The 20,103-nt window shown below is 68.6% G+C and carries 19 protein-coding genes and 1 pseudogene; 3 read left to right on the top strand and 17 right to left on the bottom strand.

Features of this window, described 5'->3' with window-relative positions:
• Positions 1–474 precede the first annotated feature (474 nt).
• Positions 475–2,175, top strand: coding sequence for an HNH endonuclease signature motif containing protein (locus tag ABIB26_RS07680; protein ID WP_354241076.1), 1,701 nt, complete (start codon positions 475–477; stop codon positions 2,173–2,175).
• A gap of 50 nt (positions 2,176–2,225) precedes the next feature.
• Here ABIB26_RS07680 and ABIB26_RS07675 read toward each other — a convergent pair.
• A pseudogene (locus tag ABIB26_RS07675) lies at positions 2,226–2,484 on the bottom strand (IS110 family transposase); the annotation flags it as partial.
• A gap of 298 nt (positions 2,485–2,782) precedes the next feature.
• On the opposite strand from ABIB26_RS07675, the gene ABIB26_RS07670 reads away from it, so the two are divergent.
• Positions 2,783–4,027, top strand: a complete 1,245-nt coding sequence (locus tag ABIB26_RS07670) for a PrsW family intramembrane metalloprotease (protein WP_502913635.1) — start codon at positions 2,783–2,785, stop codon at positions 4,025–4,027.
• 83 nt (positions 4,028–4,110) lie between these two features.
• Here the strand turns inward: ABIB26_RS07670 and nusB are convergent, their stop codons facing one another.
• The 15 genes from nusB to ABIB26_RS07595 form a co-directional block, all read right to left on the bottom strand.
• Complete coding sequence (gene nusB, locus ABIB26_RS07665; RefSeq protein ID WP_354241074.1) at positions 4,111–4,521, bottom strand: transcription antitermination factor NusB; 411 nt, start codon at positions 4,519–4,521, stop codon at positions 4,111–4,113.
• Positions 4,521–5,084 carry an elongation factor P gene (gene efp / locus ABIB26_RS07660; protein WP_136322650.1) on the bottom strand — a complete coding sequence of 188 codons (564 nt, stop codon included), beginning with the start codon at positions 5,082–5,084 and terminating at the stop codon, positions 4,521–4,523. The genes nusB and efp overlap by 1 nt, the downstream gene beginning before the upstream one ends.
• A gap of 166 nt (positions 5,085–5,250) precedes the next feature.
• Positions 5,251–5,769, bottom strand: coding sequence for a tetratricopeptide repeat protein (locus tag ABIB26_RS07655; protein WP_354241072.1), 519 nt, complete (start codon positions 5,767–5,769; stop codon positions 5,251–5,253).
• Positions 5,769–6,860 carry a 3-dehydroquinate synthase gene (gene aroB / locus ABIB26_RS07650; protein ID WP_354241070.1) on the bottom strand — a complete coding sequence of 364 codons (1,092 nt, stop codon included), beginning with the start codon at positions 6,858–6,860 and terminating at the stop codon, positions 5,769–5,771. Before aroB ends, ABIB26_RS07655 begins: the two co-directional genes overlap by 1 nt.
• Positions 6,857–7,432, bottom strand: a complete 576-nt coding sequence (locus ABIB26_RS07645) for a shikimate kinase (protein WP_354241068.1) — start codon at positions 7,430–7,432, stop codon at positions 6,857–6,859. The genes aroB and ABIB26_RS07645 overlap by 4 nt, the downstream gene beginning before the upstream one ends.
• 29 nt (positions 7,433–7,461) lie before the next feature.
• Positions 7,462–8,661, bottom strand: a complete 1,200-nt coding sequence (gene aroC / locus ABIB26_RS07640) for a chorismate synthase (protein ID WP_354241066.1) — start codon at positions 8,659–8,661, stop codon at positions 7,462–7,464.
• A gap of 26 nt (positions 8,662–8,687) precedes the next feature.
• Positions 8,688–9,668 (bottom strand): shikimate dehydrogenase family protein, encoded by a 981-nt coding sequence (locus tag ABIB26_RS07635; protein WP_354241369.1) that lies wholly within the window; start codon positions 9,666–9,668, stop codon positions 8,688–8,690.
• Complete coding sequence (gene mltG / locus ABIB26_RS07630; protein ID WP_354241064.1) at positions 9,665–11,410, bottom strand: endolytic transglycosylase MltG; 1,746 nt, start codon at positions 11,408–11,410, stop codon at positions 9,665–9,667. Before mltG ends, ABIB26_RS07635 begins: the two co-directional genes overlap by 4 nt.
• Complete coding sequence (ruvX, locus tag ABIB26_RS07625; RefSeq protein ID WP_354241062.1) at positions 11,391–12,020, bottom strand: Holliday junction resolvase RuvX; 630 nt, start codon at positions 12,018–12,020, stop codon at positions 11,391–11,393. Before ruvX ends, mltG begins: the two co-directional genes overlap by 20 nt.
• An 11-nt stretch (positions 12,021–12,031) precedes the next feature.
• On the bottom strand, positions 12,032–14,710 hold the full coding sequence (alaS, locus tag ABIB26_RS07620; protein WP_354241060.1) for an alanine--tRNA ligase: 2,679 nt from the start codon (positions 14,708–14,710) through the stop codon (positions 12,032–12,034).
• A 146-nt stretch (positions 14,711–14,856) separates the two neighbouring features.
• Positions 14,857–15,147: a hypothetical protein gene (locus ABIB26_RS07615; protein ID WP_502913634.1), complete on the bottom strand. Its 291-nt coding sequence runs from the start codon at positions 15,145–15,147 to the stop codon at positions 14,857–14,859.
• Positions 15,148–15,167: 20 nt separating this feature from the next.
• Complete coding sequence (locus ABIB26_RS07610) at positions 15,168–15,542, bottom strand: DUF948 domain-containing protein (protein WP_354241058.1); 375 nt, start codon at positions 15,540–15,542, stop codon at positions 15,168–15,170.
• 145 nt (positions 15,543–15,687) lie between these two features.
• Positions 15,688–16,314 (bottom strand): 30S ribosomal protein S4, encoded by a 627-nt coding sequence (rpsD, locus tag ABIB26_RS07605; protein WP_354241056.1) that lies wholly within the window; start codon positions 16,312–16,314, stop codon positions 15,688–15,690.
• 207 nt (positions 16,315–16,521) lie between these two features.
• Entirely contained in the window at positions 16,522–16,920 is a 399-nt protein-coding gene (locus ABIB26_RS07600) for a cupin domain-containing protein (protein WP_354241054.1), read from the bottom strand.
• Between the two features lie 135 nt (positions 16,921–17,055).
• Positions 17,056–18,486, bottom strand: a complete 1,431-nt coding sequence (locus ABIB26_RS07595; RefSeq protein ID WP_354241052.1) for a replication-associated recombination protein A — start codon at positions 18,484–18,486, stop codon at positions 17,056–17,058.
• A gap of 64 nt (positions 18,487–18,550) precedes the next feature.
• On the opposite strand from ABIB26_RS07595, the gene ABIB26_RS07590 reads away from it, so the two are divergent.
• Positions 18,551–19,198 carry an acVLRF1 family peptidyl-tRNA hydrolase gene (locus ABIB26_RS07590; protein ID WP_354241050.1) on the top strand — a complete coding sequence of 216 codons (648 nt, stop codon included), beginning with the start codon at positions 18,551–18,553 and terminating at the stop codon, positions 19,196–19,198.
• Between the two features lie 67 nt (positions 19,199–19,265).
• Here the strand turns inward: ABIB26_RS07590 and ABIB26_RS07585 are convergent, their stop codons facing one another.
• Positions 19,266–20,081 (bottom strand): GNAT family N-acetyltransferase, encoded by an 816-nt coding sequence (locus ABIB26_RS07585; RefSeq protein WP_354241048.1) that lies wholly within the window; start codon positions 20,079–20,081, stop codon positions 19,266–19,268.
• Between the last annotated feature and the right edge of the window lie 22 nt (positions 20,082–20,103).

Genomic DNA, 20,103 nt, shown 5'->3' with positions numbered 1-20,103 from the left:
CGGCCGTTGGGAGGCGGCGTGCGTCACAGCGGCACCGCCCGCAGGGCGGTACATCGGTACGCCGGTACATCGGTACGCCGGCGCAACCGGCGCCGGGCCGCCCACGGAGGCCGGGACGCCCGCGGGGGCCGGGACGCCTCCTGGGCGCCAGTTCTCGCCGCCCTGGGAACCACCGTAGCGACCGTGCTGCTCTACCAAATGCCACCGGCGGACGCCCCAAAGCCAGCCGCATACACACCGACCACGATGGAACCGCCGCCAAACTCGGCCGGCCTCTACGGCATTGCAGCCTACGCCCCATGTCTTAGGTCATACATATACGGGACCGAAACCCCTCGCTGACCAGGACAAACGTCACTGTCCCCGCCACAGCCCGGAAACTTCCGCCGGAACTGGCCAACGCGAACCGGCGACGACGACCGATTGTCGCCGTCGCCGCCTTTAATTGTCGGTGCCTCCTGATGTACTGAGTGTATGGAAAGCAGCACAGCGTGGAGTGCGGAAAGCAGGGCGGCCCTGGCGGCCGTCGCCGCGTCCGCTGCCGTGCTTGCCGCCTGCACCGGCGCCGGCCAGGCCGATCTGCCCGCCGCCGATCCGCTGCGGGACGCCGGTCTACTACAGGACGCCGATCCGCTGCGGGATCTGGCGGATGCTTGCCTGGACGGGCTCGCCGACCTGGCCCGGCTGGAAGCCCGGACCGCCGCGCTGAAGGTCAGGCTGGCCGCCGAATACGTGCAGGCGGCCGGGGCCCTGGCGTCAGCGTCGGCGTCCCCGCAGCAACGCACCGCCCGGGAGATGGCCCTGGTCGCCGAGGTCGCCTGTGTCCTGACCGTCAGCGAACGGACCGCCGGAGCCCTCCTGTCCGAATGCCACGCCCTGACGACCGCGCTGCCGCTGACCCTGCGGGCCCTGCAGGCCGGGACGATCTCCTGGCAGCACGCCCGGATCATCGTCGACGAAACCACCAGCCTGGATCCCGCCGGAGCGGCCGCCCTCGAAGCGCACTTCCTGGACCCCGCCGCACCGAACCCCGCCCGCGGCTGCCCGGCCGGGGACCTCGTCCCGAACCGGTTCCGCGCCAAGGCCCGCACCTGGCGGGAACGCCACCACCTGGCCAGCATCGAAAAACGCCACACCAAAAGCGCCGCGGACCGGCGGGTCGAATACACCCCGGACCGGGACGGCATGGCCTGGCTCTCCGCCTACCTCCCGGCCGATACCGCCGCCGGGATCTGGGAACGGACCACCGCCGCCGCCCGCGCCCTCCAGGGCCCGGCCGAGGCCCGGCCCCTCTCCCAGCTCCGCGCCGACATCACCGCCACCTGGCTCCTCACCAGCCACACCCCCGGCACCGGCACGGGCGGGGGCGGCATGGGTCAGTGTGTGGCCGGGGGTGATGCGTCCCCGCGGGCGCAGGTCCTGGTCACCGTCCCGGTCCTGTCGCTCCTCGGCCTCACGGACGAACCGGCCATGCTCGACGGGTACGGGCCGATCCCGCCGTCGATGGCCCGCCGCCTGATCGCCGAGGGCGCCGATTCCTTCTACCGCGTCCTGACCGACCCCCGCGACGGCGCACCCCTGGAAATCGGACGGACCAGCTACCGCCTCACGAAGGCCCAGCGTCAATGGCTCCGCCTCCGCGACGGGCGGTGCCCCTTCCCCGGCTGCAACAACCACTCCCTGGACAACGAAGCAGACCACCTCCTGGCCTGGGCCGACGGCGGCACCACCGGCATCTCGAATCTCGGACAGCCGTGTCCCCGTCACCACCGCCTCAAACACGGCTCCGCCTGGCAACCAACCGGCGCCAGCAAGAACGAACCACCGGGCTGGATTTCACCGTCGGGGCGGCACTACCCCGGCGAACACCAGGACTGGGAACCACCCCGCTGGCCACACTGGCTCCCGACCACAGACCTGACCACGGACGCAGACCCGGACCCCGGCATGCCCGCATATCTAGGACATCATCCGGACCCGGATCCAACCGGGCACCTGTACCCGGACCCCGGCCAGAATCCCGAACCGGAACTGCCCCCGGACCCCTTCCCGGACTGGCACTCATTCACAGCCGGGCACCAGTTCCCCGCCGCAGACATGGACGATCCGGGCTGGACAGCGCCCCACGACGACCCCCTCCCGGAAGGCTTCCTTTTGACGCGAAAATTCAGGTGACCAGGTGTCGGTGACCGGAGGATCCGGTGGGTTGGCGTTCTGGCCGGTCGTTATCCGGTCTGTGGCAGAGGCTTGGGGGTCACCTGGTAGCCCAGGGACTCGAACTCTCCGTTCGCGCGGGCTTTGGTTTTCGCCGGTGCCTGCCGGATGAGTAGGCGGCTCCGGGGTCCCGGCAGAGTTCGCCCTGGGTTGCATGTGCCAGGCCGCGGTGAGCATGGCGTGTTCGACGGCGACGAGCGCCTGTGACGGTCCCCGCCGGGCAGTGACGCGCCGGGCAGTGATGCGCCGGAACTTGGCGGAATAGTAAGTCCTCGCCGGGGTTAGGTCCCGCAGCTCACGTATCGGCGGGGGGGAAACAGGACCGGCGTGGGCGCCCAGACCGGCCAGCCAGGCGGCGTCGGAGTCGTTTTTGCGGCTCCTGGCGTCACGGGCATCACGGGCATCACGGGCATCACGGGCATCACGGGCATCACGGGCGTTGACCCGGACCACCTCCAGCCCCTCGTTCTCGAGTCTGGCCATACGCCCAGAACCCACCGAAACAGCCCCGGACCAGCAGGTTTGGAAGCCTCACCTCCGATACCCCGGGACGTCCAGCTAGGCTTTTGTGCATGACGAGCCACGATCCCCTGTCCGGCGCACCCGCGCCGTTGCCGCAACAGGCCAATCCCAGCTGGATGGGGCACGTCCCGGAACAGCATTACCGGCCGGCACCGGCGAACTACGCGGCCGGCTCCGGGCCAGCCTGCCTCCCGCCGTTCCGGCCGCGAGCAGCAGCCGCCGCTCCACCGGCGCGGTGGGTCTGGTGGCGGGCGGCGGGATACTCGGCTTCCTGAGCCTGTTCGCGGTCCTGCCCTTTGTCCTCGGCAACACCGGTATCGCGGGCTTCGTCATCGGCTTTGTCGCGTCGCTGCTGCCGCTGGGCGCGGTCCTGCTCGCCGTGCGCGTGATCGACCGCTGGGAGCCCGAGCCCAAACGGCTGCTGCTCTTCGCGTTCGTCTGGGGCGCCCTGGTCTCCATCTCGGTCACCCTGCTGATCCAGCCATACTTCTCGCTCGCCGCCGGCCCGGCGTCCGGCCTGGACTACCGGACCTTCGCTGTCACCGTCCAGGCGCCAGTGGTCGAGGAGTTCGCCAAGTCGCTGGGCCTGCTGCTGCTGTTGCTGTTCGCCCGCAGGCACTTCGACGGACCGGTCGACGGCGTGGTGTTCGCCTTCACGATCGCCGGCGGCTTCGCGTTCACCGAGAACATCCTGTACTTCGGCCGGGCCATCGCCGAATCGTCCGACCCCGGCACCGATCTCGCGTTGGTCCTCTTCCTGCGCGGTGTCATGTCGCCCTTCGCCCACGCCATCTTCACCGGGACCACCGGCCTCATCATGGGCTTCGCCGCGCGGCGCTGGCACACCGGGCTGTCCGTGGCCGCGTTCGCCGTGGGGCTGATCCCCGCGATGCTGCTGCACAGCGGGTGGAACAGCATGGGACAGGACTTCCTGGCCCAATACATCCTGGTCCAGGTGCCGATCTTCCTGCTGGCGGTGGTGGTCATTGTGCTGCTGCGGGTGGCGGAGCGGAGGCTCACCCGCCAGCGGCTCAAGGAATACGCGGCGGCCGGGTGGTTCACGTCCGCGGAGGTGGAGATGCTGTCCTCCGCGGCGGGCCGGCGTGTGGCCCTGCGCTGGGCCAGCTCCATCGGGCGGGCTCCGCAGATGAGGGCGTTCCTGCACGCTGCGACGCAGCTTGCCTTCACCCGGCAGCGGATCCTCAGCGGCCGGGACGTGCCGGCCCATCAGATCGACGAGCAGCGCCTGCTCGCGGACGTTGCCGGCCTCCGCGCCGCCGTCGTCCGCTAGCGGAAGGGACGGCGGAAAGGGAGGCTTCGAACAAAAAAGAACCCCGCCCGGGGTGCGCCGGACGGGGTTTCCTCTTGCCTGATTCAGGCGAGCAGCGAAGGCTTCAGCTGCTGCAGGCGGCCCAGCAGGCCGTTGATGAACGACGGCGACTCGTCCGTGGAGAGGGTCTTGGCCAGCGCCACGGCCTCGCTCACGGCGACTCCGTCCGGGACGTCGTCGTTGTAGAGCAGCTCCCAGGTGCCGATCCGCAGGATGATGCGGTCCACCGAAGGCATCCGCTCCAGGGTCCAGCCCTGCGAATAGGTTTCCAGGAACTCGTCGATCGCAAGCTGGTGCGACACGACGCCCTCGACGATTTCGAGGGTGTACGGGTTGACGATCTGGTCCGTCTGTTCGCGACGGGACTTCAGCACGTCGAACGCCGAGACGGAGCGCTGCTCGGCCTCGAAGAGTACCTCCAGGGCCCGGTTCCGGGCCTTACCGCGGGCACTCACTAGTCGTTGACCCGGCCGAGGTAGCTGCCGTCGCGGGTGTCGACCTTGACCTTGGTGTTGTTCTCGACGAACAGGGGCACCTGGATCTCGTAACCGGTCTCGAGGGTGGCGGGCTTGGTGCCGGCCGAGGAGCGGTCACCCTGCAGGCCCGGCTCCGTGTAGGTGATCTCGAGCACGACACTCGGGGGCAGCTCAATGTAGAGCGGGTTGCCCTCGTGGATGGCGATGTTGACCATCTGGTTCTCGAGCATGAAGTTGGTGGCGTCGCCCACCGTGGGGCCGGGGACCGTGAGCTGGTCGAAGTCCTGCGTGTCCATGAACACGAAGTCCGCGCCGTCCTGGTACAGGTACTGGTAGTCGCGGCGGTCAACCGTGGCGGTCTCGATCTTGAGCCCGGCGTTGAAGGTCTTGTCGACCACCTTGCCGGACATCACGTTGCGCATCTTGGTGCGCACGAACGCGCCACCCTTGCCGGGCTTGACGTGCTGGAACTCAATAATGTTCCAGAGCTGGCCCTCAAGCTTAAGGACGGTTCCGTTCTTGATGTCGTTAGTGGTTGCCACTGTATCCTCTGGTTTCCTTTGTGACTGGTTCTAGCTGCCAGCCGCTTATGCCAGGCAGGCATGCCAAGCGGCCTGCCAGCGCGTATTTATCAAAAATCCAAGATCCATTCTACCGGTTCCCGCGGCTGGCTGCCGGACGGGGATCAGGAGGCCCTGGGACGGCGGCTTAGGACGCCAGGTCCAGCACGTCCCGGGCGCGCTGCAGGGCCACGGTGGAGGCGTAGATCAGGGCTGCGTCGGCGGAGCCGGCCACGCGCAGGTCCAGGGCTTTGGCGAAGGACTCCACCGCGGCGGCAATGTTGCCGCCGGCGAAGTAGGAGCGTCCGAGCTGCTGGCGGATGACGGCCTCGTCCGGGGTCCCGCGGGTTTCGGCCAGCAGCTGGCGGAACAGGTCCACGGCCCGGTCGGCGCGGTGGGACACCCTGAGCACGTCAGCCTCAAAGATGCGCAGGCGCAGGGAACCGGGGTTCTTGTACCGGGCCTCGGCAAGCAGTTCGGCGGCTTCGCCGGCGTGCCCCTCGACGAGGCGCACGAAGATCAGGTCCCCGGGATCCTGCGAGCCGGCCAGCGCCGCGGCGCAGGCGTCCTCGTTGACGATCTCCGGCATCAGGCTGACCGGATTGATCTTGATCCCGGGGAAGCCGCCGTCCGGCCAGTCGCTGGTGCCGCCCCTGGTGCCGTTCATCAGGAGGCGATCTCCTGGTAGGCGGCGAACAGCAGCGAGGTGTCCGGGACGTCGAGGATGCCGGGACGCCCGACGCCGTCGAGCACCACGAAACGCAGCAGGTCGCCACGCGACTTCTTGTCCCTGCGCATGCCGTCCAGCAGCGCCTGCCAGCGGTCCCGGCGGTAGGTGATGGGAAGCCCGAGGCTCTCCAGGATGGTGCGGTGCCTGTCGGCGTCGGCGTCGCTGAGCCGGCCGACGCTGCGGGCGAGCTCCGCCGCGAACATCATGCCGACGGAGACGGCCGCGCCGTGGCGCCATGAGTAGCGCTCGGCCAGCTCGATCGCGTGGCCGAGGGTGTGGCCGTAGTTGAGGATCTCGCGCTGTCCGGTTTCCTTGAGGTCCTCGGAAACAACCCTGGCCTTGACGGTGATGGCGCGTTCGATCAGTTCGCGCAGTACGTCCGAGCGGGGATCGGAGACGGCGGCAGGGTCCTGTTCGATCAGCTCGAGGATGGCGGGATCGGCGATGAACCCGCACTTGATGACCTCGGCCATGCCGGAGATGATCTCGTTCTTCGGCAGCGTGTCCAGGGTGTCCAGGTCGGCGAGGACGCCGGCGGGCGGGTGGAACGCCCCGACGAGGTTCTTGCCCTCGGCGGTGTTAATGCCGGTCTTCCCGCCGACGGCGGCGTCCACCATGCCCAGCAGGCTGGTAGGCATGTGGATGACCTTGACCCCGCGCAGCCAGGTGGCTGCCACGAAGCCGGCGAGGTCGGTGACGGCTCCGCCGCCGACGGCGACGACGGCGTCCGAGCGGGTGAAGTCGTTCTGTCCCAGCACCTGCCAGCAGAAGGACGCCACCTCGATGTGCTTGCCTTCTTCGGCGTCCGGGATTTCGGCGGTCAGCGCGGTGAAGCCCGCCGAGGCGAGTTCCTCACGGACGGTGTCGCCGGTGAGCCGCAGGGCGCGGGGGTGGATGACCAGGACCCGTTTGACGCGCTCCCCCAGCAGGGCCGGGAGTCCGGCCAGCAGGCCGCGGCCCACCACGACGTCGTAGTTCTCGCCGGGCGTCTGGCCGGTGACCTTGATGACGGTTGATTCGGTAATCACTTTTCAACTTCCTTTGTCGCTGCCGGCATGGACCCTGCCGCGGTTTTCGCGGCGGCGGGTCCACCCAGCGCATCTTTCAGCCGGTGTGCGATGTCCGGAACTGATCCGCTCCGGACGTCGATAACAAGGTCGGCCAGCCGCTCGTAGACGGGCCGGCGGGTGGCGAACAGTGCCTTCCAGCGTTCCATGGCGTCGCCTGCCAGCAGCGGCCGGCCGGAGTTCCTGGCAATGCGCTCTGCCACCGTCTCCGCATCGCATTCGAGGTACACCACGGTGCAATGATCGAGCAGCTGCTGCGTTCCGGAGTCCAGCACGGCACCGCCGCCAAGTGAGATGACCGTGTTGGTGCCCTGGGCGTCCTCGATGGCCTGCGCCACGGCCCGGGCTTCCAGTTCACGGAAGGCGTGCTCGCCTCGGCCCGCGAAGATGTCGGCGATGGTCCCGTGATTCGCGACAATCACGGCGTCGGTGTCCAAGAACGCTGCCCCCAACTGCTGGGCGAGCTGTTGCCCGATGGCGGATTTACCCACGGCCATCGGCCCGATCAGCGCAATGGGCCGGACAGTCTGCATGGCCGGCACGGCCCTGTTTCCGGCCGGCACTACTGGCCGATCGAGTCCAGGGACGCCGGAATGTTGTCCAGGTAACCCTTGATGTTGCGGGCGGTTTCCTGCACTGAATCGCCGCCGAACTTTTCCGTGACCGCTTCGGCGAGGACGAGGGCCACCATGGCCTCGGCGACGACGCCGGCGGCCGGCACCGCACACACATCGGAGCGCTGGTGGTGCGCCTTGGCGGCCTCCCCCGTGCTGACGTCCACGGTCCTGAGGGCGCGCGGCACCGTGGCAATCGGCTTCATGGCCGCGCGGACGCGCAGCACGTCGCCGATGCTCATGCCGCCTTCGATGCCGCCGGCACGGTTGGACGTGCGGATGATCCTGCCGTCAGCATCCTTGACGATCTCGTCGTGGGCGGCCGAGCCACGGCGGGAGGCCGTGAGGAAGCCGTCGCCGACCTCGACGCCCTTGATCGCCTGGATGCCCATCAGCGCGCCGGCAAGGCGCGAATCGAGGCGGCGGTCCCAGTGGACGTAGCTGCCCAGTCCCGGCGGCAGCCCGTAGGCGAGCACCTCCACCACGCCGCCAAGGGTTTCGCCTTCCTTGTGCGCGACGTCGACCTCGGCCACCATGGCGTCGGAGGTTTCGCGGTCAAAGCAGCGCAGCGGGTCGGCGTCGAGGGCCAGGACGTTGCCCGGGACCGGCAGGGGGCGGCCTTCGGGAACGGCGACGCTGGCGATCGACACCGTGTGGGAGACCAGTTCGATGCCGAGCTGCTTGAGGAAGGCCGACGCGACAGTGCCGAGGGCCACACGGGTGGCAGTTTCGCGGGCGCTGGCGCGCTCCAGGACCGGTCGCGCCTCATCGAAGCCGTACTTCTGCATGCCGGTGAAGTCCGCGTGGCCGGGCCGGGGGCGGGTCAGCGGGGCATTGCGCGCCTGGTCGGCGAGGATTTCGGGGTCCACGGGATCTGCAGACATGATCTGCTCCCACTTGGGCCATTCGGTGTTGCCGACCTGGATCGCGACCGGTCCGCCCTGGGTCAGGCCGTGCCGGACGCCGCCGAGGATGGCGACCACGTCCTGCTCGAATTTCATCCGGGCGCCGCGGCCGTAACCGAGCCGCCGGCGGGCCAGCGCATCGGCGATCCCCGCGCTGGTGAGTTCAACACCGGCGGGTACGCCCTCGATAATTCCGACCAGGGCCGGACCATGGGATTCTCCGGCAGTCAACCAACGCAACATAAAATCCATCCTGCCATGTAAGGAGCTCAGAACACCCGTCGGGGCGCCCCCACTGCGTCACACATCACATCTATGACTTCCGCCGGGACGGCGTCGCCGAGCCCGGTGAAATAGCGCACCTGTTCCAGCGCCTGGTAGATCAGCATCTCCAGTCCGGGGACCACGGTGCCGCCGGCATCCTGCCAGAGGGCCGCGATCCGGCTGGGCCAGGGATCATAGGCCACATCCAGCAGCACACCGGGGCGGCCCCGGCCGGTTTCCGGGCCACGCTCCCCCGCCTGTGCCGGTCCAGATGCCGGCCCAAATGATTCTGCAAACTCCTCCGCCAGCTCCGCGGCCAGCGTGTCCGCGGCCCGCGGCGGCAGGGTGGAAATGACGACGTCTGCAGTAGCGACGGTGGCTGCCGCGCCCGCGATCGGAAGAACCCGGACGGGCAGCCCGACGGCGGCGGAAGCGGCGCGCGCTTCGGCGGCGCGGCCCACGTCGCGCACGAAGACATCCACGGCGGCGGCGCCCAGTTCCTTCAGCGCTGCGATTGCCGCTGCCGCTGTCCCGCCGCCGCCGAGGATGGCGGCCGCGGGTGCGGAGGCCGCGCCCGCGTGGCGCAGGGCGTTAACAATGCCGGCGACGTCCGTGTTGTAGCCGATCAGCCGGGGGGATGCAGTGCTTTCCCGGGAAGGGCCGACGCCGGAAGGGTCTCTGCCGGGGGCGCCGGGTTCGAAGGCGACCGTATTGATGACGCCCAGGGCGCGGGCCACGCCGCGGACCTCATCCACCTCTGCGACCATTGCGGTCTTCAGCGGCATGGTGACCGACAGGCCCCGCCAGCCAACGCCGCGCCGGACATCGTCCCGTAACCGGGCCATGAAGGCCGGCAGCTCCGCCTCCGTCACGTCGATCGCCGAGTAGCCGAGCTCAACCCCCAGATGGGCATAGGCGGCCCGGTGCAGCGCCGGTGACTTCGAATGGCTGATGGGATGCCCAAGGACGGCGGCCCGGAGCGTCATACGCAGCGGCCCGGGTTGGCCTCGCACCAGGCGTTGTACTTTTCCACGTAGCCGTTGTGCTCGGCGAGGGTCTTCGAGAACTTGGTCTCTTTGGTGTCCAGGTTGATGGTCACCCAGTAGAGGTAATCGTTGGACTTGGGCTTCGCAGCGGCGTCAATGGCCGTCTTCCCTGGTGAACCGATGGGCCCGGCCGGCAAGCCGGTGTTGGCGTAGGTGTTGTACGGGTTGGACTTGTCGGTCTTCTGCGCCTCGTCGATGTGGAAGCTCCGGATCCCCAGCCCGTAGGTGACCGTCGCATCGGACTGGATCAGCCCGTTGGTTTCGGTGTTGTCGGGCTTGAGCCGGTTGTAGATCGCACCGGCCACGTCCCCGTATTCAGCCTGGCCACCTTCCGCCTGGACGATGCTGGCCACCGTGACGGCGTCGTACTGCTTGGCCTGGTCTGTGACGCCCTGTGCCTTGAGTTCGTCCAGGGTGGCGGACACGAGCTTCTGCAGGACGTCCTTGGCGGGGGTGCCGAGCGGGAACCGGTATTCACCGGGGGCGAGGAAGCCTTCGAGGTTTTTCGACTTCGCCGGAAGGCCGAACTGGGCCGGGGAATCGCTGAGTTCCTTCAGCTGCGGGGCGGGAACTCCGGTGCCCTCGGAAATCGCCTGCAGGGATTCGCCGATCCTGAGGCCGGCGCTGAGGGCGAAGTACATGACCTTGCCCTTGTCCTTGTTCAACAGCACGTCCACGGCGTCGGAATTCTTCATTTCGGTGCGCAGGGAGAAGTCGCCCGGGCTCAGCGCGCCGCCGGAGGCCGCGAACTCCTTGAGGAAGGCGTCTGCGCTGGCGACGACCTTCTTGTCCTGGAGTTCGGTGGCGACGGATTTGGGGCCGGCACCCGGAGGCACGGTGATGGTCACCTCGCCGGTTCCCGGTCCCGGGTAGTCGGCCAACGTATCGCCGCCGAGGAGGGGTTTGAGAAACTGTGCCCCCACGACGATCGCCACCACGAAGACCGTCAGGCTCAGCACGAGGGCGAGGAAACGGCGCCGGCGGCGGATCTTCTTGGAAGGGCCCTTGGCGGTCCGGATGGCGGAAGCTCCGGCCATCACTTCATGCCCGGCTTCGTCGTGGTGATCATCAGGGCCGCGGACAGCTTCATCGGCGTAGACAACATGGGCGTCGTCGTCAGGGTGGGCCTCGTAGCCGTGGTGTTCAGCCCCGTGGTGGCTCTGGTAGAAGTGCTGCTGATCAGCTGCGCCGTGCAGTTCAGCCTCAGGGGAGATGCCGCCGGCATACTCGTGCCCGGCGTATGCGTGCCCGGCGTCTGCGTGCACGGCGTCTTCGTGCACGGCGTCTTCGTGCACGGCGTCTTCGTGCACGGCGTCTTCGTGGGGCGCCTCTGCAGGCACGGCGTCTTCGTGCACGGTGGGGTCCGCGGCGGGGAGCTCCGGGGCGTCGGCCGTCGCGATGGGCTCGGAATGCCGGGGAGGGCCGTGCGGCTGCGTTTGGGGCCGGGCTGCTTCCGGCTGCGGTTCGGGGCGGTCCGGGGCGGATTCTGCGCCCGGCGCCGGACCGGGCGGCGTCGCCGTCGTCGGGCTGTCCTGCCCGGTCTCAAAGGCCTGCGGCGGAATGGCTTCGTGACTCTGGGTCAGAAGGGACTTTTCCCGGGCCCTGAGCTCTTTGCGCGTCAGCGGTCGGCCGGAGCCGCCGAAAGCGTCACCAGAGGAGTCGTCACTGTTGACCGGGCTCACTGTAGCCTTCCATATTGTGCGGATCGCGTTTGTGCTGATTGCGTGGTGCTGACTGCGTGCGTACGTCCGGGGCAGCGTTCGCGCCATGCCCGGTTGGCCCCGGAGCGGTCTCCGCGTAGACGCGGCTTCCGATCTCCGTTCCCCTGGCCTTTTGCATATCGATCGCATGTTGCAGGATACCTGCGGCCGCAACCTGATCAACTACCTTACGGTGATTCCTGCTGCTCACGCCAGCTTCGTGCAGGTTGTTGTGCGCGGTGACCGTGCTCAGCCGCTCGTCGACGAGCCGGACCGGGACCTCGGAACCGCGGTCCCGGAGGGCACCTGCCAGCAGCTTTGCGTAGTCCGTGGCCATCCGCGCCGAGGCGTGCTCTTCGCCTTTCATTGTCCGCGGCAGGCCCACGAAGATCTCGACGACATGGAGCTCTGCGGCCAGGGCCGCGAGGATCCGCACGTCGGTGTTCTTCTTCGCGTTCCGTTCCAGCGTGCGCAGCGGCGTCGCCAAGATGGCGTCCTGGTCACAGACCGCGACGCCGACCCTGACAGTGCCGACGTCCACCCCGAGTTTCACGCCCCGGGGGTAGACACCGGGCACTGCAGCTCCAGTCACTGGTATTTCCGCTAGCGCCGGGTGATGGCGTCCACGACGGCGGCGAGGGCCGCGCCGACCTTGGACGCGTCCGTGCCGCCGCCCTGGGCGACGTCGTCCTTGCCGCCACCGCCGCCGCCGAGGATGCCGGCGGCGAGGCGCACCAGGGCGCCCGCCTTGACACCGGCCGCGCGGGCGGCTTCGTTGGTGGCGACCAGGATGACGGGACGGTCGTTACTGACACCGGCCACCGCGACGGCGGCAGGCTCGGAACCGAGCCGGGTCCGCAGGTCCAGGGCCAGGCCGCGCAGATCATCCGCGCCGCTGACCTGGCCGGCGTCGTGGGCGATGACCTTGACGCCCGCGGCGTCCCTGGCGGTGCCGACAAGCTGTGCGGCGGCCGCCGTGAGCTGCTCCCTGCGCAGCCGGTCAAGTTCCTTCTCGGCCGTCTTGAGCTTGGTCAGGGTGGTGGCGATCCGGTCCGCGAGCAGTCCGGAGGGAACCTTGAGCATTTCCGTGAGCTCGGTGACGAGTGCGCGCTCGGCGGCGAGGTGCCGGAAGGCGTCCATGCCCACGAAGGCCTCGACCCGGCGGTTTCCTGAACCGACGGACTGTTCCCCGAGCAGGGACAGGCTGCCGATCAGCGAGGTGTTCTCGACGTGGGTGCCGCCGCAAAGCTCGCGGGACCAGGCGCCGTCGATCTCCACGACGCGGACCTCGTTGCCGTAGTTCTCACCGAAGAGCGCCATGGCGCCGAGGGCCTTGGCCTCGGCCAGGCCCATGACCTTGGTGTCCACCCGGAAGTTGTTCCTGATGGCGATGTTGGAGACTTCCTCGATCTCGGAGCGGGTGGCGGCGCTGAGGCCCTCGCCCCAGGCGAAGTCGAAGCGCAGGTAGCCGGCTTTGTTGAAGGAGCCGCGCTGCAACGCGTCCGGGCCGAGGATCTGGTGCAGGGCCGCGTGCACGATGTGCGTTCCGGTGTGGGCCTGCTCGGCGGCGTGGCGGCGTTCCCGGTCCACCGCAGCCTGGACCAGCGAGTCGGCGCCGATTTCACCCTCCCGGACGATGGCCTTGTGCACGCTGAGGCCCTTGATCGGGCGCTGGACGTCCAGGACCTCGACGACGAAGCCGTCACCGGTGATCAGGCCGGTGTCGGCCGCCTGCCCGCCGGCCTCGGCGTAGAACGGGGTTTCGGCGAGGACGAGTTCGATTTCATCGCCCGTGGAGGCCTGGGCGACCTTCCGGCCGCCGGAGAGGATGCCCCGGACCTTGGATTCGCCGTTGAGCTCGGTGTAGCCGGTGAAGACGGTCTCGCCGGAAGAGAGCAGCTCCTGGAAGGCGCTGAGATCGGCGTGGGAGCCCTTCTTGCCCTTGGCGTCGGCCTGGGCGCGTTGGCGCTGTTCGAGCATGAGCTTGCGGAACTCGGGCTCGTCGACCTTCAGCCCGGCCTCCTCAGCCATTTCCAGGGTGAGGTCGATCGGGAAGCCGTAGGTGTCGTGCAGGGCGAAGGCGTCGGCGCCGGAGAGCGGCCGGCCGGCGGCCTTGGACTCCTGGACGGCGTCCTCGAGCCGGGCTGTGCCGGACGCGATAGTGCGCAGGAATGCCCTCTCTTCGGCATAGGCGATCCGGCTGATCCGCTCGAAGTCGGTCTCCACGATCGGGTAGACACCCTTCATGGCGTCCCGGGAGGCCGGCAGCAGTTCGGGCAGGCAGGCCGTCTCGACGCCGAGCAGGCGCATGGAGCGCACGGCGCGGCGGATCAGGCGGCGCAGCACATAGCCGCGGCCCTCGTTGGAGGGGGTGACGCCGTCGGCGATCAGCATCAGGGCCGAGCGGATGTGGTCGGCGACGACGCGCATCCGGACGTCGTCGGTGTGGTGCGGGTCCTCGGCGGACTCGGCGGAGGTGTACTCCCGGCCGGAGAGGGCGGCAGCCCTGTCGATCACGGGGCGGACCTGGTCCGTCTCGTACATGTTCTCGACGTCCTGCAGGATCATCGCCAGGCGCTCCATGCCGAGGCCGGTGTCGATGTTCTTCTGGGGCAGTTCGCCGGTGATGTCGAAGTCCACCTTGGAGCGGACGTTATCGATCTGGTACTGCATGAACACGAGGTTCCAGATCTCGACGTAGCGGTTCTCGTCCGCGATCGGGCCGCCCTCGACGCCGTACGACGGCCCGCGGTCGTAGTAGATCTCGGAGCAGGGGCCGGCCGGTCCGGGCTGGCCGGTGGACCAGTAGTTGTCCGCCTTGCCCATCCGCTGGATCCGCCCGGCCGGCATGCCGGTGTTCTTCAGCCACAGCTGCTCGGCCTCGTCGTCCGCTTCGTAGACGGTGACCCAGAGGCGCTCCGGCGCCAGGCCGTAGCCGCCGTCGTCAACGCTGCTGGTGAGCAGCTCCCAGGCAAACTTGATGGCGTCTTCCTTGAAGTAGTCGCCGAAGGAGAAGTTGCCGCACATCTGGAAGAACGTGCCGTGCCGGGCGGTCTTGCCGACTTCCTCGATGTCGCCGGTCCGGATGCACTTCTGCACGCTGGTTGCCCGCTTGTAGGGGGCTTCCTCCCGCGCGGTCAGGTACGGAATGAACGGAACCATGCCGGCCACCGTGAACAGCAGGGAGGGGTCGCTGGAGACCAGGGAGGCGGAGGGAACCGCCGTGTGGCCTTTGCTGACAAAAAAGTCGATCCAGCGCTTGGTGATCTCCTGCGACTTCATGAGCTGATTACTTACCCTTCAATATTCACTGAATTATTCACTGCGTGCGTCGTCCACGCGGGGACTCCGCGGAACAATGTGGTTCCGGTCCGTGGACCGGCCTGGCCGCCCGTGGCAGGGTGCGGCCCTTACTAATTCTCTCCCGGCTAGCGGCGGGCTGCATCCCGGCCGGCAACGGGCGTCCCAGCGCCAGCGACAGTGGCAGCGCCCACGGCTGCATCTATGCCAGCGTCAATGCCAAGGGCGGCGCGCAGCTCGGTTTCCCGCTCGTGCATGCCTTCGCGGACGGCGCCGGCGAAGTCGTACAGGCCGTCGGCGAGCCGTCCGACGGCGCGGTTCAGGCCTGCGGGGCCGAGATTGGACTGGGCCTCGGTGACCTTGCGGAAGGCGATGACGCCGATGGCGACGCCGATTCCCATCCAGATGATTCTGTTCATGTCAGTTTCTCCAGCTGGGCTTAGCGGCTGCGGCGGCCGGTGGCGGGTTTTTTGCGGGCGGTGAAAGCGGAACGTACGCCGTAGCTGAAGGCCGCAACCTTGATCAGCGGTGAACCCACGGTGGCGGCCACGAGGGAGGACAGCGCCGAGATGTTGGCGGAGGCGTCCGAGACGTTGGAGGCGATCCCGTCGACCTTCTTCAGCTGCTCATTCGTGGTGGAGACGGTGGCGGTGACTTCGTCCATCAGCGGGGTGGCGCCGTCGCTGATCGAGCGGATGGACGTCCGCACCTCGTCAAACACTCCCCCGAGCTTCAGAATCGGCACGGCGAGCAGCAGGACCAGCAGTGCAAACACTCCGGCCGCGATCAGGCCGGCAATATCGCCACCAGACATAGACGTTCATCTCCTTGTTGCGTCGTATTCCTGCAGCGTGCTCCGACTGATACAGCCGGCAACCGCAGAACTCCCCCAAGTACCTTACATACAAAGAAGCCCGCGGCGCTTGCCACGGGCTTCTTTGTAAGGTGTTGCGTTGGATCTAGCGTGCGTAGAATTCCACGACGAGCTGCTCTTCGCAGGTCACGGGGATTTCGGTGCGCTTGGGGCGGCGCACGAGGCGGGCCTGCAGGGCGTCAAGCTTGACGTCCAGGTAGGCCGGAACCATCGGCAGGACGTCGCGGTGCGCGCCGGCCGCCGCAACCTGGAGCGGAACCATGGTTTCGCTGCGGCTGTGGACGTGGACCAGCTGGCCCTCGGAGACGCGGAAAGACGGGCGGTCAACGCGGATGCCGTCAACCAGGATGTGGCGGTGGACAACCAGCTGGCGGGCCTGGGCGATGGTGCGGGCGAAGCCGGCACGCAGCACGAGGGCGTCGAGACGCATTTCGAGCAGTTCGATCAGGTTTTCACCGGTCAGGCCCTTGGTGCGGCGTGCTTCTTCGAAGGCACGCGTCATCTGGGCTTCGCGGATGCCGTACTGGGCGCGCAGACGCTGCTTTTCGCGCAGACGTACGGCGTAGTCGGAGTCCTGCTTCTTGCGGGCACGGCCATGCTCACCGGGGCCGTACGGGCGGCGCTCCATGTACTTGGCGGCCTTGGGGGTCAGAGCGATGCCGAGTGCACGCGAAAGGCGTGCGGTACGGCGAGCACGAGTGTTGTTAGCCACTTGTGTCCTTCCAATATCTGCGGTGTGTCAGTGTTACTGGCCTCCACGATGGAGAGCATCGGCCAACCGCTGCCTTTTGCTACTGGGCACGGGGCGAAGCCCACCAAAACAGCGTCAAATCAGCATCAGATACTGAAGTCGGTGGGATTGTGCGTCCGTGCCTTGCCAGACAACGAATAAGCCTACCATGGCGGGGCCGGCGGGCCGTCAGATCCTGGCGTGCACGCCCCGGCTGCTGCGCCGCCCGAACGAGGCCGCTCCGAGGAATTCCACGGCCACGAACGATGTGGCCCCCACCACCCACTCGTCATGGCCGGGCGGGATCGCGAACGTATCGTTGGCGTGGATTGTGGAGCGCAGCCCGTCGGAGGACTCCACTTCCATTGTCCCGGAGACGCAGAATCCGAGATGGTGATGCTGGCACAGTTCGGTCTGTTCGAAGGGTTTGATGCATTCGGACCACCGCCAGCCCGGGCCGAGAATCCGCCGGGCCACGGAATAGTCATTCACGGTGACAAGATCGAATTCGGCTTTCTCCGGGCACCGCTTCTTGTCCGGGGCATCAAAGGACTTGACAGCCATGGTTGTGACGAAATTTACGGACATGGGACACGACCTGGAAACGGGGACTGCCTGGGAAGGGACCTTGGAGACCACGCACGTGCAGCAGATCCTTGCTGACGTAATTCCACGTTAGACCTCCCGGAGGGGAAGTCAACGGGCAGTTTCAGTGCCCGCCGGTCACTTGCCGCGGATGATCTTCCGCAGGCGCTCCAGCCGGGTGGAGATGTCGCGTTCCGCGCCGTTGGCGGTCGGTTCGTAGTAGTTGCGTCCCACCAGGTCGTCCGGCGGGTACTGCTGGGTGGCCACCGAGTGCGGTGCGTCATGCGCGTACTTGTAGCCCTTCCCGTGGCCCAGCTGTTTTGACCCCGGGTAGTGGGCGTCGCGCAGGTGCGCAGGGATGCCGTTGCCCAGCCCGGCCCGGACATCGGCGATCGCCTGGTTGATGCCCAGATAGGCGGCATTGGACTTGGGCGCCGTGGCGAGGTGCACCACGGCCTCGGCCAGGATGATGCGGCCTTCCGGCATGCCGATCAGCTGCACGGCCTGCGCCGCGGCGACGGCGGTCTGCAGCGCCGTCGGATCGGCCATGCCGACGTCCTCGGCCGCAGAGATGACAATGCGCCGGGCCACGAACCGCGGGTCCTCCCCCGCCTCGAGCATCCGGGCCAGGTAGTGCAGGGCGGCGTCGACGTCGGAGCCCCGGATGGACTTGATGAAGGCGCTGGCCACGTCATAGTGCTGGTCGCCGGCGCGGTCGTAGCGCACGGAGGCGACGTCAAGGGCCCGTTCCGTGTGCTTGAGCTCGATCGTGACCGGAGCCGGTTCTCCCGTACCGGCGGTGCCGTCGGCGTCGTCCGCGTCGCCGAACGCGACGCCGGCGGCCGCCTCCAGCGCTGTCAGCGCGCGGCGGGCGTCCCCGCCGGAGAGCCGGACGAGGTGTCCCAGGGCCTCGGCGCTGAGTTCCACCTTGCCGCCCAGCCCGCGAGGATCCGTCGCGGCCCGCAGCAGCAGCCCCTCGACGTCGGCGTCGGTGAGCGGCTTGAGGGTCAGGAGCAGGGACCGGGAGAGCAGCGGGGAGACGACCGAGAAGGACGGGTTTTCGGTGGTCGCGGCCACCAGCACCACCCAGCGGTTTTCGACGCCGGGCAGCAGCGCGTCCTGCTGGGCTTTGTTGAAGCGGTGGATCTCGTCCAGGAACAGCACTGTGGTGGTCTTGAAGAGGTCCCGGGCGGTCAGGGCCTCCTCCATGACACGCCGGACGTCTTTGACACCGGCGGTGATGGCGGAGAGCTCCACGAACTTCCGGCCCGGGCCCTTGGCGATCACGTGCGCGAGAGTGGTCTTGCCGGTGCCCGGGGGTCCCCAGAGGATCAGCGAGCTGGGGCCGGCGGGGCCGGTGGCGTCGGTGCCGGCCGCGAGCTGCCGCAGCGGGGATCCCGGGCCGAGGAGATGCTGCTGGCCCACCACGTCATCCAGGGTCCGGGGCCGCATCCGGACCGCGAGCGGGCTGCGCGGCGAGGTAGCGCGGCGGTCTGCGGACTCTTCGGCGTCGTCGTCGTCCTCGATAGCGGCGCTGCTATCCCGTCCTGCGCCAAAGAGATCATCCACATAGATAGGCTACTTCTAGTTCCCGCACGCGCTGCACCCACCACCTTCAACGGAGACCCGAGCCATGGCCACCACCGAAACCCGCCTGGCGTTCGTGTCCGGCACCCGCCTGCCTGGCTGGGTGGAGCGCTTCGCCGCGAGCCACGGCGCGGTGAACGAGGAAGAGCTCGACGGCGGCCTCCAGCTGCGCGCCGCGGACGGGGCCGCGGCCCTGCTGCAGGCACCGTGGCCGGTGGACGGGCGGCCCGGACGCGGCGGCGATGCCGTCTCCCGGCTGGCTTCCCTCGCCGGGCAGCCGAGGAGCGTCGGGGCCGTGCTGGTCCGCCGGGGCGGTTACTCCGTGGCCGTGATCAGCGCCGGCGCCGTGCTGGCGTCCAAAACCGGCACGCGCCATGTCCAGTCCCGGACGGCGGCCGGCGGCTGGTCCCAGCAACGGTTTGCCCGTCGCCGGGCCAACCAGGCCGATGCCCTGGTGGAGGCCGTCGCGGATCATGCCGCCCGGATCTTCGCGGCGCACCCCATCGAATACATCGCGCCCGGGGGCGACCGGACCCTCGCCGAACAGGTGCTCGCCGAGCCGGTGCTGAAGCAGTACGGTGCGCTGGCGAGGCTGGCGTTCCTGGACGTCCCGGACCCACGCGCCGCGGTGCTGAAAAAGGCCGCCGCGGACCTGTGCGCGGTGCGGATCCTGGTGACCGATCCGCCCGCTTGAAAGACCCGCGCCCCGCAGGCGGGGAACCGCCGAAATGGCGCGCCGGCGGCGCCCACGGAGGGAATCCTCAGCAGCCCGTCAGGTGCCGCTTCGGCCGCTCCTGCCGGTAAAGGTAACGTCCGGCCTCGGAGAACCCGGCCCGGGCATAGAGCTCCCGGGCTCCGGCGTTGGAGGCCATCACCAGCAGCCAGCAGCCTTCCACGCCGCGGGATGCCCCGGCAGCCAGCAGCGCCCGCAGGATCCTGGCGGCGTAGCCCCGCCGCCGGGCGTCCGGGCGGGTTGCCATGCAGTACAGGCCGCCCCGGCCGGCTGCCCCGACTGCCCCGCCGGGAGGCGGAACGGCGAGCCGTCCGACGGCGGCCGGCACGCCGTCGTCGTCCCGCAGCAGCGCGTACAGCGAGGGGCAACCTTCGAGGATTTCGCGGGCGACGCCGAGCGCCGCCTCGTCCCCCCGGCCGTCAACGCTCCACCAGAGACGCAGCCATTCCGCGGTGGGCTCAACGGAGAGCTCGACGCCGGAGCCGGGCTCCGGCGACTCCGGCTCCGGCTCCGTGCCGCCGTCCCGGACCAGCACCAACGTTTCGGACTGCCGGGTGAAGCCCTGCTCGTCGAGCACGGCGTTCAGGCCGGCATGACGCGGGCCTTCGAACATCTGGAAAATCAGCGGCAGGCGGCGGCTCCGGTACCAGAGCCGCGCCTCGCGCAGTGCACGGAGCTGCCCGTGCGGGTCTTCGCCAGGGTTCCGGGGCCAGACGGAGTTGGCTCGCTGCGTCACGCCGGACGCGGCGCGGAGCATCCAGCCGCCGGACTCCTCCCGCTCGGCGGCGGGCCAGGCGGCATCCATCAGCGCCTCAAGATCGGGCAACCCGGTCGGCTCCGTCATTTCTTCCCTTCAACACCTTCCA

This window comes from Arthrobacter sp. UYEF20 (assembly GCF_040546335.1).
Taxonomy (GTDB): Bacteria; Actinomycetota; Actinomycetes; order Actinomycetales; family Micrococcaceae; genus Arthrobacter.
The sequence above is the reverse complement of the archived record's forward strand: the minus strand, read 5'-3'. Positions and strand labels throughout refer to the sequence as shown.

What these genes read in the sequence shown, in the direction of transcription:
- ABIB26_RS07680 (WP_354241076.1), top strand. Translation starts at nt 475, where the DNA reads ATGGAAAGCAGCACAGCGTGGAGTGCGGAAAGCAGGGCGGCCCTGGCG.
- ABIB26_RS07655 (WP_354241072.1), bottom strand. Translation starts at nt 5,769, where the DNA reads ATGAACGGCACCAGGGGCGGCACCAGCGACTGGCCGGACGGCGGCTTC.
- ABIB26_RS07645 (WP_354241068.1), bottom strand. Translation starts at nt 7,432, where the DNA reads ATGCAGACTGTCCGGCCCATTGCGCTGATCGGGCCGATGGCCGTGGGT.
- aroC (WP_354241066.1), bottom strand. Translation starts at nt 8,661, where the DNA reads ATGTTGCGTTGGTTGACTGCCGGAGAATCCCATGGTCCGGCCCTGGTC.
- ABIB26_RS07635 (WP_354241369.1), bottom strand. Translation starts at nt 9,668, where the DNA reads ATGACGCTCCGGGCCGCCGTCCTTGGGCATCCCATCAGCCATTCGAAG.
- alaS (WP_354241060.1), bottom strand. Translation starts at nt 14,710, where the DNA reads ATGAAGTCGCAGGAGATCACCAAGCGCTGGATCGACTTTTTTGTCAGC.
- ABIB26_RS07615 (WP_502913634.1), bottom strand. Translation starts at nt 15,147, where the DNA reads ATGAACAGAATCATCTGGATGGGAATCGGCGTCGCCATCGGCGTCATC.
- ABIB26_RS07610 (WP_354241058.1), bottom strand. Translation starts at nt 15,542, where the DNA reads ATGTCTGGTGGCGATATTGCCGGCCTGATCGCGGCCGGAGTGTTTGCA.
- ABIB26_RS07600 (WP_354241054.1), bottom strand. Translation starts at nt 16,920, where the DNA reads ATGTCCGTAAATTTCGTCACAACCATGGCTGTCAAGTCCTTTGATGCC.
- ABIB26_RS07590 (WP_354241050.1), top strand. Translation starts at nt 18,551, where the DNA reads ATGGCCACCACCGAAACCCGCCTGGCGTTCGTGTCCGGCACCCGCCTG.
- ABIB26_RS07585 (WP_354241048.1), bottom strand. Translation starts at nt 20,081, where the DNA reads ATGACGGAGCCGACCGGGTTGCCCGATCTTGAGGCGCTGATGGATGCC.